Source organism: Streptomyces sp. NPDC059788 (assembly GCF_042732265.1).
Classification (GTDB): Bacteria; Actinomycetota; Actinomycetes; order Streptomycetales; family Streptomycetaceae; genus Streptomyces.
This window is the reverse complement of sequence record NZ_JBHWHY010000022.1, coordinates 44,366-61,650: the sequence shown is the minus strand read 5'-3', so window position 1 is coordinate 61,650 and position 17,285 is coordinate 44,366. Positions and strand designations below refer to the sequence as shown.

Sequence of the window (17,285 nt, the reverse complement as noted above, 5' to 3'; positions counted from 1 at the left end):
CGGTGTGAATGCCACTGAAGAGCGGATGGCCGCGGTGCTGTCCACCAGGTTCAAGGTCGAGCGGGCGGCGATCCGCCCGGAATCCGTGTTCGGGGCGCTCAGATTCGACTCCCTGACCCTGGTCGAGCTGGGGCTCGCCCTGGAGGACGAGTTCGGGGTCCTGATCGACGAGGGCGAGCTGACCGCCTCGATGACCCTGCACGAGGCCGCCGCGCTCGTCGAGGCACGGGAGGCCACGCTCTGATGTCCGGAGGGAAGACGCCGTTCGGCGCGGCGGTCACCGGGCTCGGCCTGGTGACGCCGGCCGGCATCGGGGTCGAGGAGAACTGGGACCGCGTCACATCGGGCCGCTCGTGTGCGGCGGCGGACGAGACACTGCGCGGCCTGCCGATCGGCGTCACCTGCCGGGTACCGGGTTTCGACGCCGAAGCCCTCCTCGGGGGCTTCTCCGCGTGGGGACTCGACCGGTTCGCGCAGTTGGCGATCGTCGCCGCGCGCCAGGCCCTGGCGGACGCGGGCTGGGACCCGGCGCGGTGGGACGGCACCCGTGTGGGGGTCGTGCTCGGCAACTCACTCGGCGGGATGCAGTCCCTGGAACGCCAGCACACCACACTGCTGGAGCGGGGGCCACGCAAGGTCTCCCCGCTCACGATCCCTATGTTCATGGTGAACATGGTCGCCGGTCAGGTGGCGATCGACATCGGGGCGAAGGGCCCCGGCGAGGTCAGTGCCGCCGCGTGCGCCGCGGGGAGCACCGCGCTGGGCACGGCACGCGAACTCCTGCGCTCGGGCGTCTGCGACGTGGTCGTGGCCGGCGGCACCGAGTCCGCGCTGACACCGTTTGTCGTCGCCGCGCTCGGCAAGATGGGCGCGCTGTCCGGGCGTACGGACGAACCCGGCCGGGCCTGCCGCCCCTTCGACGCGGGCAGGGACGGCTTCGTGGCCGCCGAGGGCGCGGGCGTGCTGGTCCTCGAACGGACCGCGGACGCCAGGGCCCGGGGCGCCAGGGCCCACGCCGTGCTCCGCGGATACGGCAGCGCCTCGGACGCCCACCACCCCACCGCGCCGGATCCGGGCGGCCACGGCATCGAGCGGGCGCTGCGCGTCGCCCTGTCGGACGCCGGACTCGGGCCGTCGGACGTGGACCACGTCAACGCCCATGGCACGGCGACCGTGCTCAACGATGTCGCCGAGGGCCGGATGCTGCGCCGGGTGCTGGGCGATCGGCCCCTCATCACGTCCACCAAGGGAGTCATCGGTCATACGCTGGGTGCGTGCGGCGCGATCGAGGCCGCCTACACCGCACTCGCCGTCGAACACCGCAGCGTGCCGCCCACCGCCAACCTCACCCGGCTCGACCCGGAAGTCGAGATCGATGTGGTGAGCGGCGCGGCGCGCGGCGCTCCGGTCGACGTCGCCGTCAGTACCTCGATGGGGTTCGGCGGTCACAACGCGGCGCTGGTCCTGACGGCTTCCTGACCGGGCACCGCGTGTCGGCACCGGTGTTCCGCTCCCGTCAGCGGCGTATGAAGTGCCCCACCACATCGAGGAGCAGACCGACGTCCGACGACGAGTTGAACCAGTGGCAGGAGACCCTGATGCCGCCCACCCCGGCCGTGTACCGCACGCTCACCGCGACACCGGCCCCGCCCAGACAGTTCATCAGGGCGGTGTCCGCCTTGCTCGTGCCCAGCGTGAACGTGACGATGCCGGAACGGTTGCGCCGACGGCGGGGCGTGACCACGACGAGGCCCAGGCGGTCCAGCCCGGCGAGCAGCCGGTCGGTGAGCGCGATGATGTGGTCGGCCATCACCGGCGGCCCGACGTCGATCACCAGGTCGAGGGCGGAGGCCAGCGCGATGCCTCCGGGGTAGTTCGCGGTGCCGCCGATCTCCCAGGCCCGCGCGTCGCCGGTGTACGTGAAGTCCTGGAAGGGGCTGGTGTCGGGACGCAGGAAGGCCTCGCCCCAGGTGTCGGCGGGCGGCTCGGCCGCGAAGAACCCGGACATCGGGCGGTGCAGTCGCTCACGGATGTCGGGCGCGAGATAGAGGAACCCGGTGCCGAAGGGCGAGTTGAGCCACTTGTGTCCGCTGCACACCAGGATGTCCACGGGTGCCTCGGACACGTCGAACGGGAGGGCACCGACGTGCTGGGCGGCGTCGACCACCAGCCAGATGCCACGGCTGCGGCACATCTCGGACACGGCGGCGAGGTCCGCACGGAAACCGTTGGTCCATTGCACGGAACTCAGCGCGAGGACCGCCACGTTCTTGTCGAGACAGGCACGCAGGACATCGACCGGGACCTCTCCCCCGGTGTGCGGAATCCGGCGGATGCCGATGCCGCTGCGCGCCAACTGCGACCAGGTGACGCCCATCTGGATGTATTCGAGGTCCGCGAGGGCCACGGCGTCCCCGGGCTTGAGCGGTAACGCCTGGGCGGCGATCGACAGACCGTGGGTGGCGCTCTCGACGAGTGCGATGTCCTGCGGCTGTGCGCCGATGAGATGTGCCGCGCGCGGACGGGCCGCGTCCCGCGCCGTATTCAGCTCGCCGTGGTGGGCCGTGCCCGAATCCGCCGGAATCCACTGCGTCCGTTCGGTGAAATGCGTGACGGCGTCCACGGTGCGCTGCGCGGCCACACCGATACAGGCGGCATCCATATAGGCGCGTTTCCTCGTCAACGGGAACTCCGTTGCGGCCATCTTCGACAGTTCATCCCGGATGGCCGTCATGTGCTGATGCCTTTCTGTGAACCGTCCTGCTCCGCGGGGTTCGGCGTTCTCCTTACGTCAGCGCCGTGCCGTACCCCGCCCGAACGGTCGCCGGGCCTCGTCGGCCCTCGCGTCAGGCCCTCGGTAGCAGTGCTTCGCCGGGCACGGAGCGCGCCACCGTGCTCCTGGCTCAAGAATCCAGAAAACCGCCGGCCGGAACATCAGTGGTGTCCACAGTTACATCCCCGCCGCTTCGGAAAGGCCCGCGGCGGCCGCTTCATTGCGACCGTAACGGCGGCGAACGCTGATATCGCCGGAACGACGCGGCACCGGATGGTTGAGGGAACACCGTCGAGTGGTTGGGATGAGTGGCGTGGATCGATCTGGTGAGGATCTCCTCAGGCTGACCGCGGCTCAGGAGGGCATGTGGTTCGCCCAGCACCTGACTCCGGGACATCACACCTATCGATGCGCGGAGATCCTGGAGATCCACGGTGCGATCGACACCGGCCTGTTCCAGCGGGCCGCGGAGCAGCTCCTCGACGAGAACGAGTCGGGCCGGTTGCTGATCACCCGGACGCCGGAGGGCCTGCGCCAGTTCCCGGGCTCCGGGGAGCAGCCGCGGCTGGTGGACGTCAGCGAGGAGAGCGACCCCTGGGGCTCCGTACAGGCCTGGACGCACACCGAGCTGGCCCGCCGGATCGACCTGGCGCGCGACCCGCACAGCACGACGGTCCTGTTCCGCGCCGCCCCCGACCACTTCTATTGGGCACAGGTGTTCCACCACGCTCTTCAGGACGGCCACGGCAACACACTGATCGCGCGCCGCATGGCGGAGATCTACACCGCGCTGGCCGAGGGGGGCTCCGCCACAGGCCCGGCCCTGCCGCCTTACCGGCAGCTGGTGGAGGCGGACGAGGCATACCGGCGCTCCGGACAGTACGCCCGGGACCGCGAGTACTGGCGGGAGCAACTGGCCGACCAGCCCGCACCCGTCACCCTCGCCGGCCGGTCCGCGCCCGCGTCCCACGCGAACCTGCGGCACACCGCGGACCTGTCCCCCGGTCAGGCCGCACGTCTGCGGGGAGCGACCCGGCGTCTCGGTGTGCACTGGCCCGTGCTGGTGATCGCGGCCACCGCGGCCTATCTCCATCGGGCCACAGGGGCCGGGACCGTCGTCCTGGGCCTGCCGGTGACCGCCCGAGTGGAGGAGGAGACCCGGTCGGTTCCGGGCATGATGGCGAACATCCTGCCGCTGCGATTGAAGGTGGCGCCGGAAAAGAGCCTGCGCGAGTTCGCCAAAGAGGCGAGGGCGGCCGTCAGCGCGGCCCTGCGTCATCAGCGCTACCGGCTGGAGCAGATGAGGCGGGATCGCGGCCTCACGAATTCGGACGAGCCCCTGTCCGGCCCTCATGTGAATATTCAGCCGGCCCCGTTCGACATCACGTTTGCCGGCCACCGGACCACCGCGCACAACATCGCCAACATTCCCGTCGAGGATCTGGCGTTCGTCGTGCACGATCGCAAGTCGGACGGAATGCACCTCTACGTGGACGCGAATCCCGCGCTGTACCGCGCCGATGACGTCGCGCTGCACGCCGGGAGGTTCGCACGGTTCCTGGACGGTCTCGCCACGCTGGACCCGGACAGTCCGTTCGGCGCGGTCGAGCTGCTGGGCAAGGCCGAGCGGCATCGTGTGCTGGTGGAGTGGAACGACACCGCGCGCGAGGTGCCGGCCACCACGGTGCCGGGAGTCTTCGCCGCCCAGGTGGCCCGCACCCCCGACGCGGTGGCGGTGGCGTCCGCGGCGGAGCGGTTGTCGTACAGGGAGCTGGACGAGCGGTCCGACCGGCTCGCGCGTCTGCTGGCGGATCATGAGGTGGGGCCGGAGTCCACGGTGGCCGTGCTGATGGAGCGCTCCCCCGAGCTGGTGGTCGCGTTGCTGGCGGTGCTGAAGGCGGGCGGGGCGTACGTGCCGCTGGACGAGCGCGCCCCGGCGGAGCGGATGCGGCGGCTGCTCGCGGAGGCCGGGGCCGGTGTGCTGCTGGTCGACGCCGGGGCCGGCGGAAGCGGTTTCGCGCGGCACGCGGCCACGTCGGGTGTCCGCGTGGTCGAGGCCGGACCCGGCATCGGCGGTGACGGGCGGGCGCTGCCGGCCCGGTGCGTACCGGATCAGTCCGCGTACGTCATGTACACGTCCGGTTCGACCGGGACGCCGAAGGGCGTCGCGATCACCCATCAGAACGTGGTGGACCTGGCGGGTGACACGTGCTGGCGCTACGAGGAGCCACTGCGGGTGCTGCTGCGCTCCCCGCATTCCTTCGACGCCTCCACCTACGAGGTGTGGGCGCCGTTGCTGAGCGGCGGACTGGTCGCGCTCGCACCGCAGGCGCAGTTCGACGCGGTGCTCCTGCGGTCGTTGATCACGCGGTACGCCCTGACCCACGTCCATGTCACGGCAGGGCTGTTCCGGGTCGTGGCCGAGGAGGACCCGACCGCGTTCACCGGTGTCGCCGAAGTCCACACCGGCGGTGACGTCGTACCTGCCGCTGCCGCGCGCCGTGTGCTGGAGGCCGTACCGGGGATCAGGGTACGGAACACATACGGCCCGACGGAGATGACGTTGTGTTCGGTGCAGATCCCCTTGGACGGTCCAGGTGATGTGGGCCGGGTGTTGCCGATCGGACGCCCCATGGACAACACGCAGGCGTATGTGCTGGACGGCGCATTGCGCTTGGTTCCCGCCGGAGTGGCGGGCGAGCTGTATCTGGCGGGCGCGGGAATGGCCCGGGGATATGTGGGGCAGCCGGGTATGACGGCGGAGCGGTTTGTAGCGAATCCATTCGGGCGCGGAGCGCGCATGTACCGCACGGGTGACGTGGTGCGGTGGAATGCCGACGGGGCGCTGGAGTTCATGGGGCGCGCCGACGACCAGGTGAAGATCCGGGGCTTCCGGGTCGAGCCCGCCGAGGTGGAGGCCGTTCTCACCTCACATGAGCTGGTGGCCGAGGCCGCGGTGGTGGTGCGGGAGGACACACCGGGAGACAAACAGCTGGTGGCTTATGTCGTCGCGGGTTCCGCGGGCGCAGGTGGGGACGTTTCCGGGGACGTAAGAGGGTATGCCCGGCAGTTGCTGCCGGATTACATGGTGCCGGCTGCGGTGGTGGTCCTGGACTCATTGCCCGTGACGGTGAACGGGAAACTGGACCGCCGGGCGTTGCCGGATCCGGATCACCGGTCCGTGCCGGAAGGCGACCGTGGTCCCGCAACCGTGCGGGAGGAGCTGCTTTCCGCCGCCTTCGCCCAGGTACTGGGGCTGGAGCGGGTCGGAGTGGACGACAGCTTCTTCGACCTCGGAGGACACTCACTCCTGGCGATCCGCCTGATCAGCAGGATCAGGGCGATCCTGAACGTCGAGGTCCCGATCAGGCAGGCGTTCGACACGCCGACCGTGGCCGGGCTCGCCCGGTGCCTGCGTGGCACCCGCCCCGCGTGCGCACCCCTGGTGGCGGGCCCCAGGCCCGACCGGCTTCCGCTCTCCTTCGCCCAGCAGCGGCTCTGGTTCCTCTCGCAGTTGGAGGGCCCGAACACCACCTACAACGTTCCGATCGCCGTGCGGCTGACCGGTCGGCTGAACGTGCGGGCCCTGTCGGACGCGCTCGCGGACGTGGTGGCCAGGCACGAGGTCCTGCGCACGGTCTATCCGCCGGCCCAGGGCGGGCCGTGGCAGCGCATCCTTCCTCCGGAGGCGGCGCGCCTGGACCTGGCCGTGACCGAGACCTCGCGGGAGGATCTGGACGCGCGGGTGACCCGGGCCGCCTCCCACACCTTCGACCTCACGGCGGAACTTCCCGTCCGGGCGGCGCTGCTGTCGATCGCGCCGGACCACGGCCCGCCCGGCGGCGAGGCGGACCGGCCCCGGGAGCACGTCCTCGTGCTGGTCGTGCACCACATCGCGGGAGACGCCTGGTCGATGGGACCGCTGTGGCGGGACCTGTCGAAGGCCTACGCGGCGCGCCGCACCGGGCGGGCCCCCGTATGGGAGCCGTTGCCGGCGCAGTACGCGGACTTCGCGCTCTGGCAGCGCTCGGTGGCCGGCGGTGGCGCCCCCTCCGCACTCGCCTCGCATCTCGCCCACTGGCGGCAGAAGCTGGCGGGGGCGCCGGAGGAGATCGTCCTGCCCGTCGACCGGCCGCGCCCCGCGGTGGCGAGCCATCGCGGCGGGCGCACCGGGGTACAGGTTCCGGCCGCGCTGCACGCCCGGCTGCACCGGTTGGCGCAACGCCGGGGCGTGACGATGTTCATGCTGTTGCAGGCGTCGCTGGCGGCGCTGTTGTCCCGGCTGGGCGCCGGCCACGACATCCCGATCGGCAGTCCGGTCGCGGGCCGTACCGACGAAGCCACCGACGACCTGGTCGGGTTCTTCGTCAACACCCTCGTCGTACGGACCGACGTGTCGGGAGACCCGGCGTTCACCGAACTCCTCGACCGGGTACGGGAGACGGTCCTGGACGCCTTCGAGCACCAGGACATCCCCTTCGAGCGGCTGGTCGAGGAGATCGCGCCGCAGCGGTCGCTGGCGCGGCACCCGCTGTTCCAGGTGATGCTCGCGGTCCAGAACACCGCCACCGCGGCGCTGGAACTGCCGGGGCTGCGCGCCGAGGAGCTCCCCGCCGGGCGGCCCGCGGCCAAGTTCGACCTGGACATCCAGTTCACCGAGCGGTTCGCGCCCGACGGCTCACCGGCCGGTCTCCTCGGTGACATCGTCTTCGCCACCGACCTGTTCGACCCGTGCACCGCGGAGGAAATCGCCCACCGGCTCCTGAGGGTGCTGGAGGCCGTCACCACCGACCCCGCACAGTCCGTCGGCGGGCTCCGGATCCTGGGCGAGGAGGAGCGGCACCGCCTGCTGACGGAGTGGAACGACACGGGGTGCGACGCACCGGTGGGTACGGTGCCGGAGCTGTTCGCGGCCCAGGTGGCCCGTACCCCGGCGACGCCGGCGCTGGTGGCCGGGGATCGCGAACTGTCGTACGCGGAGGTGGAGGCACGCTCCAATGTGCTGGCGCGGCGGCTCGTGGGCCGGGGCGTGGAGCGCGAGGCGCGGGTGGCCGTGCTGATGGAGCGCTCCCCCGAGCTGGTGGTCGCGTTGCTGGCGGTGCTGAAGGCGGGCGGGGCGTACGTACCGCTGGACGCGCGCGCCCCGGCGGAGCGGATGCGGGTGCTGATGGAGGAGGCGGCGGCGGAGGTGCTGCTGGTCGACGCCGCGATGAGCGGGCACCGGGCGGCCCTCGCGTTCCGGGCGCGGGGTGGGGTTGTCGTGGAGGTCGCGGCGGACGCGTCCGGAGACGGATCGGCGCTGCCGCCCCGGGCCACACCCGGCCGACTGGCATACGTCATGCACACGTCCGGATCGACCGGGACGCCGAAGGGGATCGCGATCACCCATCAGAACGTGGTGGATCTGGCGAGTGACGCGTGCTGGCGTCACGAGGAGCCGCTGCGGGTGCTGCTGCGCTCCCCGCATTCCTTCGACTCGTCGACGTACGAGATGTGGGCGCCGTTGCTGAGCGGCGGACTGGTCGCGCTCGCACCGCAGGCGCAGTTCGACGCGGTGCTCCTGCGGTCGTTGATCACGCGGTACGCCCTGACCCACGTCCATATGACGGCGGGGCTGTTCCGGGTCGTGGCCGAGGAGGACCCGGCCGCCTTCACCGGTATCGCCGAGGTCAACACCGGGGGCGACGTCGTACCCGCCATCGCGGCGAGGCGGGTGCTGGAGGCCGTTCCCGGCGTGGTCGTGCGCAATCTCTACGGTCCGACGGAGATGACGTTGTGTTCGGTGCAGATCCCCTTGGACGGTCCTGACGATGTGGGCCGGGTGCTGCCGATCGGACGCCCCATGGACAACACGCAGGCGTACGTGCTGGACGACGGTTTGCGCTTGGTTCCCGCCGGAGTGGCAGGCGAGCTGTATCTGGCGGGCGCGGGAATGGCCCGGGGATATGTGGGGCAGCCGGGTATGACGGCGGAGCGGTTTGTAGCGAGCCCGTTCGGGCGCGGGGAGCGGATGTACCGCACGGGTGACGTGGTGCGGTGGAATGCCGCGGGGGTGCTGGAGTTTGTGGGGCGCGTGGATGAGCAGGTGAAGATTCGGGGCTTCCGGGTCGAGCCCGCCGAGGTGGAGGCCGTTCTCACCACACATGGGCAGGTGGCCGAGGCTGCGGTGGTGGTGCGGGATGACGTGCCCGGGGACAAGCGGTTGGTGGCTTATGTGGTCGCTGTTCCGGCGGGTACGGATGAGGGATTTCCCGGGGACGTACGCGAGTTCGTGGGACGGTTGCTGCCGGATTACATGGTGCCGGCGGCGGTGGTGGTCCTGGACTCGTTGCCCGTGACGGTGAACGGGAAGCTGGACCGCAGGGCGTTGCCGGTTCCGGATTACGGCTCGGTGTCCGGTGGTGGCCGTGGTCCGGTGTCGGTGCGGGAGGAGATCCTCTCCTCGGCTTTCGCCCAGGTGCTGGGTCTCCAGCGGGTCGGAGTGGACGACAGCTTCTTCGACCTCGGAGGACACTCACTGCTCGCCGTGGCGCTCGTGGAGCGGCTGCGCGCCCGGGGCATCGCGGTCGACGTACGTACCCTGTTCGCGGCACCCACCGTGGCCCGGCTGGCCGCCGCCGAGGTCCGCGGCGAGGTCGAGGTGCCACCGTGCCGGATCCCGGAGCGGGCGTCGGCGATCACACCGGAGATGGTGCCGTTCTCCGGGCTGTCCGCCCGCGAGCTGGCCGACGCGGTGGCCGGTGTGCCCGGCGGCGCCGCGAACGTGGCCGACGTCTACCCACTGGCTCCCTTGCAGGCGGGGCTCTTCTTCCACCACCAGTTGGAGGCCCGGGACGGCCACGACCCCTACCTCCTCCAGCAGGTCCTCCGGTTCGATTCCCGGGCGCGCCTCGACGCCTTCGTGGCCGCCTGGCAGCACGTCGTCGACCGGCACGACGTGCTGCGTACCGCCCTGGCCTGGCAGGGGCTGCCCCACCCGGTACAGGTGGTGTACCGGCACGCCGGGATTCCGGTGATCGAGGTCGATCCCGGCCGGGCGGCCGGCGACGACGCGACGCGCCTGCTGGCCGAGGCCGCGGGGACCGCCCTGGACCTGGGACGTGCCCCGCTGATGGACGCGCACATCACGGCGGAACCGGGCAGCCGGTGGATCATGTTGCTGCGGATGCACCACATCATCCAGGACCACACCGCGCTGGAAGTGATGCTGGACGAGGTACGGGCGTTCCTCACCGGAAGGGAGGGCACCCTGCCCGCACCGTTGCCCTACCGCGCCTTCGTGGCGCAGGCCCTGCTCGGCATCCCGCAGAAGGAGCACGAGGCGCACTTCGCGGCACTCCTCGGCGACGTCACCGAGCCGACCGCGCCGTTCGGTGTGGAGCGGGCGCGAGGAGATGCCGGTGTCGTCGGCGAGGCCCGGGGCGCGGTGGACGACGGACTCGCGGCCCGGGTACGGGAGCAGGCGCGCCGGTACGGGGTCAGTCCCGCGACGGTCTTCCACGTGATCTGGGCGCGGACCCTGGCCGCTGTCTCGGGACGCGACGACGTCGTGTTCGGCACCGTGCTGTTCGGCCGGATGCGGGCCGGAGCCGGAGCCGACCGGGTCCCCGGCCTGTTCATCAACACCCTGCCCGTACGGGCCCGTACCCGGGGCGTGACGGTGGCGGAAGCGGTCGGCGCCATGCGGGCCCAGCTGGCCGACCTGCTCGTGCACGAGCACGCGTCCCTCGCGGTGGCCCAGCGCGCCAGTGGTGTCACCGCGCCGGCTCCGCTCTTCACCACCCTCTTCAACTACCGGCACAGTGACGCCCGCCGGCACGGCCGGGCGCTGTTCGACGGTGTCGAGGTGCTCTCGGCGAAGGGGCGGACCAACTACCCCCTCACGGTGTCCGTGGACGACCTCGGGTCGGGGTTCGTGGTCGTCGCGCAGGCGACGGAGCCGATCGTTCCCGAGTCGGTACGCACCCGGTTCCTGGCCGCGGCCGAAGGGGTGGTGTCCGCCCTGGAGTCCGCTCCCGGCACCCCGCTGGGCCGGGTGTCCACCCTGGGCGAGGCCGAGCGGCACCAAATCCTGGTGGAATGGAACGACACGGCCCGTGAGGTGCCCGCGACGACGGTGCCGGAACTGATCGCCGAACAGGCCGCTCGCACTCCCGGCGCCGTAGCGGTGGTGTCGGGCGACGCCCGGCTGACGTACACGGAACTCCAGGAACGGTCGAACGAACTGGCCCGGTTGCTCGTGGCCCGCGGCGTGGGACCCGAGTCGCGCGTAGCGGTGGTCATGCGGCGCTCCGCCGCACTGGTCGTCGCCTACCTGGCGGTACTCAAGGCCGGAGGGGCGTACGTACCCATCGACCCGGCGTATCCGGCGGAGCGGATCGCGGGCACGGCGGCCGACGCCGGGGTGGTCGCCGTACTCACCCACACCTCGGTGGCGGACCGGCTGGAGGCCGCGGTTCCCGAGGGGCCCGCGGCACCGCCCCGTATCGTCCTGGGCACGCCCGGGGTCTCCGCCGCGCTGGCCGCGGCGGGCAAGCAGGCGCTGGCCGGCACGGAGCGCCGGGGCCGGCTGCGGCCGGAGCACCCCGCGTATGTGATCTACACCTCCGGCTCCACCGGCCGGCCCAAGGGCGTCGTGGTCGAACACCGGTCGGTCGTCGCCTATCTGGCCCGGGAGCGTACGGTGCACGGCGATGTGGCGGGGGGCACCGCTCTGTGCCATGCCTCGATCTCGTTCGACGCGACGGTGACCGCCCTGTACGTCCCGCTGGTCTCCGGCGGGGCTGTACGGCTGGCTGACCTGGACGAGGAGGTGACGTCCGGACCGCGGCCGTCGTACATGAAGGTGACCCCGTCGCACCTCCCCCTGCTGGCGGCGCTCCAGCCCGGGGCATCCCCGTCGGGCACGCTGATCGTGGGCGGGGAGGCGCTGTCCGGCGAGGCGCTCGCCCCGTGGCGGCGGCGCCACCCGGACGCCGTCGTGGTGAACGCCTACGGCCCGACCGAGGTGACGGTGAACTGCCTCGACCACCGGATGGAGCCCGGTACACCGACACCGTGGGGGCCCGTCCCGATCGGACGCCCCTACTGGAACACCCGGGTGTACGTGCTCGATGCCGGACTGTGCCCCGTGCCCCCGGGCGTGCCCGGCGAACTGTACGTGGCGGGGGCCCATGTGGCACGCGGCTATCTGGGCCGGGCCGCGCTGACGGCGGAGCGGTTCGTCGCCGACCCCTACCGGTCCGGGGAGCGGATGTACCGCACCGGTGACGTGGTGAAGTGGAGCCCCGAGGGGCTGGTGGAATTCGTCGGCCGTGCCGACCACCAGGTCAAGATCCGCGGCTTCCGGATCGAGCCGGCCGAGATCGAGGCGGCCCTCGTGGCCGACGCGCGGGTCTCCCGAGCCGTGGTGGCGGTGCGGGAGGACACCCCCGGAGACAAACGCCTGACCGCCTATGTCGTCCTGGCCGCCCCTGGCGGGGAAGACAGCGCCGCGGAACTGCGGGCAGCCGTCGCCGGCCGGCTGCCGGCCCATATGGTGCCTGCCGCCGTGGTCGTGCTGGACGCACTGCCGCTCACGGTGAACGGGAAGCTGGACCGGCGGGCCCTGCCCGTGCCCGAGTATCCGGCCGGGACGACGGGCCGGGCGCCGCGCTCGCGCCGCGAGGCGCACCTGTGCGAACTGTTCGCCGAGGTGCTCGGCGTCGAGCGGGTCGGCATCGACGACGGCTTCTTCCAACTCGGGGGCCACTCACTGCTCGCCACCCGGCTGGTCCGGATCGTCAACGAACGTCTGGCCGCGGCCCTGCCGCTGAAGGTGATCTTCGAACAGGACACCGTCGCCGCGCTCGCGCCTCTGCTGGACGGGAGCCCGGCGAGCGCGGCGGCGAGCTTGCCCGCCGCCGCGGACCGGCTGATCGCCGACGTCCGCCTCGACCCCGCCATCACGGCCGAGGGACGCACACCCCGGGTCCCGGACGGACAGGCCCCGCGGAGCGTGCTCCTCACCGGCGCCACGGGCTTCCTCGGCTCGTTCATCCTCCGCGAGGTGCTGGACCGGACGGCCGCAGACGTCTTCTGCCTGGTGCGGGCGGCCGATCCGGACGAGGCCCGGAAGCGGATCCACCGGAGTATGGATGGATACGGGCTGTGGGAGGAGCGGTTCGAGGGGCGGATCGTCCCCGTACCGGGGGATCTGGAGCGGCCCCTCCTGGGACTGGCCCGGGGGCGCTTCGACCTCCTCGCGCAACAGGTCGACGCCATCTTCCACAACGGCGCCCGGGTCAACCTCACCGAACCGTACGAGCGGCTCAGGAACGCCAACGTGTCGGCGGTACGGGAGATCTGCCGGCTGGCGGCCCTGCATCGGGTGAAGCCGGTGCACTATGTCTCCACGTTCAGTACGGCCATCGCGGGCCCCGACGACCCCGAGGTCCTGCCCGAGGCCTGGCGCGGCGATCCTGCCCTGCTGGAGTTCAGCGGCTACGCGGCGAGCAAGTGGGTCGCGGAAGGGATCATCCGCCTCGCGGGTGAACGGGGCATCCCGACGGCCGTCTACCGCCCGGCGCACGTCAGTGGCGACTCCCGTACCAGCGTGGCGAGCGGCGACGACGCGCTCTGGCACTTCCTCAGGGCCTGCGTCGAGCTGGGCGCACGACCGTCCACGCGGGTCGACTTCCAGGCGAACCTGGTCCCCGTGGACTTCGTCGCCAAGGCGTACACCCACCTCGCGCTCACCCGACAGGCGGACGGAACGGTCTACAACATCGCCGCACCGGCAGCGACCGAGATCGTGACCATGCTCGACCAGGTGTCCGCCCTCGGCTATCCCCTTGAGCCCGTCCCGTACGACGAGTGGCGAAAGAGGCTCGGGGACGCGGCGCTGACGACGCCGGTGTCGGAGCGGACCTCGATTCACGCTGCCCTGCTGCTGGACAGCGTTCCGCGGCCCACCACCGGGGCGTACCGGCTCCGCGCCGACCTGACCAGCCTTCTGCGCGGGCTGGCCGGCACGCAGGTCACCAAAATCCCCGTCGGGTCCGAACTGCTGGACCAGTACCTCACGTACTTCATCGGGACGGGCTTCCTGCCGCGGCCGCCGGAAGCCGTCCTCGACAGCGGTGCGTGATGCCGACCGGCCGGGCAGCGGGAACACCCTTCAACGTGAAAGCCTTTGCCCAGAACACCCCTGTCCAGAACACCACCGCCCGGACCACCGCCGTCCCGAAGTCACTCGAACGCCACTACGACCTCGTCTGCCGGGCCTGTGACCACACCATGGCCGACGACGGACTCACGCTGCGGTGCCCCGAGAACCACGCCCCGGCGTTCCTGCGCACGCGCTACCACGACCGGGTGCCCGCCGTGAGCCCCGAATCCGAGGGCCTGTACCGCTACCGGCGCTGGCTGCCGGTCGTACGCACCCTTCCCGGAGCGGGCGGGACGATCGTCTACCGGGCCGAAGGCCTGGGACGCGCTCTCGGGCTCGGTGACCTGTGGATCGCGTTCAACGGCTACTGGCCGGAACGCGGCGCCGATCTGCGGACCGGCACGTTCAAGGAGCTGGAGGCCTACGCCGTGTTCGGCCGCCTGCCCGAGCGGCCTCCCGTCCTCGTCGTCCCGTCGGTCGGCAACACCGCCGCCGCGTTCGCGTCCGTGTTCTCCAGGGCCGAGGTGGAGTGCCTGCTCGTCGTGCCGGACAGCGGACTGCACCGCTTCGCCACGGTCTCCGACATCGCGCCCAGCGTCCGGCTGGTGTCGATCACGGGCGGCGACTACGCCGACGCCATCGAACTGGCCGAGCGCGTTTCGGCGTTGCCGGGATTCCGGGCGGTGGGCGGGGCCTGGAACGTCGCCCGCCGCGACGGTCTCGCCACGGTCCTGCTGTCCGCGGTCGAGGCGATGGGAGCGCTGCCCGAGGTCTACGTCCAGGCCGTCGGGAGCGCGGTCGGCGCGATCGCGGTCCACGAGGCGGCCGCCCGGCTGATCGCCTCCGGCCACTACGGCTCGGCGACACCACGGCTGCTGATGTGCCAGAACGAGGGAATCGCACCGGTCCACCGCCTGTGGCACAAAGGCCCCGAAGCGCACCGCCCGGTCGGCAAGGAAGAGCGCCGCGCCGCGACCGGCCGCGTGTACGCGGACGAACTCGTCAACCAGCACCCTCCGTACCACCTCGGCGGAGGCATCGAGGAGGCGCTGCGCACGAGCGGCGGAGACGTCCTCCGCTGCTCCGGCAAGGCTGCCCGCGCGGCCACCGAACTCTTCGCGCGGACCGAGGGCATCGACATCGAACCCGCGGCCGCGGTCGCCGTCACCTGCCTCGGCCGCTCCGTACGGGAGGGCCGCGTATCCAGCGGCGCCCGCGTCCTTCTGAACATCACCGGAGGCGGCCGCGCACGCTTGTCCACCGGGCTACGGGACGACCGCCCCACCCGGCCGATCCTGCGCCTGCATTTCTCCGCGCTCGACTCCCCCGGCGTGCTCCATCAGATCCGGGAGCTGTTCCCCACGGCGGAGGCGTCCGGCTGAGTACTGCGTGGGGAGCCGGGGGGGTGCGGGACGGGGGTGTCGTTCGCGCTGTAGGCAGCCTGAGCCCCACCGGTGTTGACGGACCGGGTATCCGGCTCAGGCCGGGTCCTCCAGGGCTTCGATGAGGAGATGGGACAGACGGCGGAACTCCTCGGCGTTGGCCCTGCCGAACTTCTCCAGTACCGGAGTCAGTCGGGCCTCAATCTGGAGGAAGGTCTCATCCATCACCTGGTGCCCCTTGGCCGTGAGATGGTTGTCCACCATCCGGCCCCGGGCCGGGGAGCGCTCCACCAGTCCCTCCTCCTGCAGGGTCCGGACGAGACGGCTGACGGCCTGCGGCGTGTGGACCGCGGCGCGCGCGAGCTCCGAGGCGGAGGCGCCGGGTGTCCGCTTCAGCTCCCGCAGCACCGTCCACTGCCCGAGGGTGAGTCCCAGAGGGCGGATGACCTGCTCGATCCGGTCGGCGAAGTGGTGCCGGATGATCCTGGACAGCGCACCGATTTCGATCCCTTGGGGCAGCGGGTCACCCGAGTTCTTCATGTTTGACATGGTACCCGTTCGCGTTCTATGTTGAACCGAAGTTCAATATGGAACCTTGATTCTAGATCGGTCGGCTGCTCGCTCAAGCGATCGAGGTGTCCGATTCAGGCCAGGGCGCAGGTCCCGGGCCGGCCGATCCGTGGAGTCGACCCTGCTTCCGCCCCTCCCCGCGTCCGTATCCGGAGATGGACCATGCCCGTGCCCACAGCCGCCCGCGCCACACCGGAGTCAAACGCGCGACAGCAAGCCCCGCCCGGTTGGCTGGTCGTACTCCTGGCCACTTCCTGCGGGCTGACCGTCGCCAACCTCTACTACGCCCAGCCACTCCTGGAGACGCTGCGCCGGGCCTTCCAGCTCCAGGACTCGACCGCCGGCCTGCTGATCACCCTGACCCAGCTCGGCTACGCCGCCGGCATGGTGTTCCTCGTCCCCCTCGGCGACCGCATCGAGAACTCCCGTCTGGTCTCCGTCCTGCTCACCGTCACGGCGCTGGCCATGGCCACCGGCGGCCTCGCCCCCACCTTCACCGTCCTGCTCATCGCCGCGCTCGTCGCCGGCGCCACCTCCGTCGTCGCACAGGTCCTCGTCCCCTACGCCGCCGACCTCGCCCCCGATCACCTGCGCGGCGCCGTGGTGGGCAAGGTGATGAGCGGCCTGCTCGCCGGAATCCTGCTCTCCCGCACCGTCGGCAGCCTGCTCGCGGACGTCGCAGGCTGGCGCACCGTCTACCTGGTCTCCGCCGCCCTGATGGCGATCCTGGCCCTCGTCCTGCGCCGCGCGCTGCCCCGCCGGGCCCCCACCAGCACCGATTCCTACACCGCGCTGCTGCGTTCCACGGCCCGCCTGATCCGCGTGCACCCGCGGCTGCGCCGCCGGTCCTTCTACCACGCCTGCATGTTCGCCGCCTTCAGTGCGTTCTGGACGACCATCTCCTACGTCCTGACCACCGCGCCGTACAACTACTCCCAGCTCCAGGTCGGCCTGTTCGCCCTCGTCGGCGCCGCCGGCGCGCTCGTCGCCCCTCTCGCGGGCCGCCTCGCCGACCGCGGGCTCGCCCACCGGCTCACCCCCGTGACCTGCCTGCTAGCCTCCGCCACCCTCATCTGGGCCGGCCTGGCCGCCCACCAGATCCTCGCCCTCGCCGCCGCCGCAGTTCTCCTGGACTGCGCCGTCCAGTGCTCCCTGATCTTCGGGCAGCACACCATCTACCAACTCGACGCAGCCGCCCGCGCCCGGATCACCAGCGTCTACATCGCCACCTTCTTCATCGGCGGCGCCATCGGCGCCCAACTCGGCACCCTCGCCCACCACTTGGGTAACTGGCATACGGTCACCCTCACCGCGGCGGCCTTCCCCGTCATCGCCGCCCTCACCTGGACCACCGACCGCACCCACACCAGCAGGAAGCGCCGGGCAACAGGGGCCGTATGAATCCTGCTCC

The 17,285-nt window shown here is 71.5% G+C and carries 7 protein-coding genes; 5 read left to right on the top strand and 2 right to left on the bottom strand.

What is annotated here, in order from left to right; translation table 11 throughout:
* The first annotated feature begins 4 nt into the window (after positions 1-4).
* Together ACFV57_RS20440 and ACFV57_RS20435 are read left to right on the top strand one after the other, a co-directional pair.
* On the top strand, positions 5-244 hold the full coding sequence (locus tag ACFV57_RS20440; protein WP_385233923.1) for an acyl carrier protein: 240 nt from the start codon (positions 5-7) through the stop codon (positions 242-244).
* Positions 244-1,479, top strand: coding sequence for a beta-ketoacyl-[acyl-carrier-protein] synthase family protein (locus ACFV57_RS20435; RefSeq protein ID WP_385233920.1), 1,236 nt, complete (start codon positions 244-246; stop codon positions 1,477-1,479). The genes ACFV57_RS20440 and ACFV57_RS20435 overlap by 1 nt, the downstream gene beginning before the upstream one ends.
* Positions 1,480-1,516: 37 nt before the next feature.
* Here ACFV57_RS20435 and ACFV57_RS20430 read toward each other — a convergent pair whose 3' ends face one another.
* Entirely contained in the window at positions 1,517-2,734 is a 1,218-nt protein-coding gene (locus tag ACFV57_RS20430) for an aminotransferase class V-fold PLP-dependent enzyme (RefSeq protein WP_385233917.1), read from the bottom strand.
* Positions 2,735-3,086: 352 nt separating this feature from the next.
* Between ACFV57_RS20430 and ACFV57_RS20425 the strand changes: the two genes are divergently transcribed.
* Positions 3,087-13,901 carry an amino acid adenylation domain-containing protein gene (locus tag ACFV57_RS20425; RefSeq protein ID WP_385233914.1) on the top strand — a complete coding sequence of 3,605 codons (10,815 nt, stop codon included), beginning with the start codon at positions 3,087-3,089 and terminating at the stop codon, positions 13,899-13,901.
* A gap of 35 nt (positions 13,902-13,936) precedes the next feature.
* The gene (locus ACFV57_RS20420) at positions 13,937-15,304 is read left to right on the top strand and encodes a cysteate synthase (RefSeq protein ID WP_385233911.1); all 1,368 of its coding nucleotides are present in this window, start codon (positions 13,937-13,939) and stop codon (positions 15,302-15,304) included.
* A 96-nt stretch (positions 15,305-15,400) separates the two neighbouring features.
* On the opposite strand, the gene ACFV57_RS20415 is transcribed toward ACFV57_RS20420, so the two are convergent.
* The gene (locus ACFV57_RS20415) at positions 15,401-15,844 is read right to left on the bottom strand and encodes a MarR family winged helix-turn-helix transcriptional regulator (protein WP_385233908.1); all 444 of its coding nucleotides are present in this window, start codon (positions 15,842-15,844) and stop codon (positions 15,401-15,403) included.
* A 192-nt stretch (positions 15,845-16,036) separates the two neighbouring features.
* Here ACFV57_RS20415 and ACFV57_RS20410 point away from each other — a divergent pair, with 192 nt between their 5' ends.
* Positions 16,037-17,275: an MFS transporter gene (locus tag ACFV57_RS20410; protein ID WP_385233906.1), complete on the top strand. Its 1,239-nt coding sequence runs from the start codon at positions 16,037-16,039 to the stop codon at positions 17,273-17,275.
* Positions 17,276-17,285 lie beyond the last annotated feature (10 nt).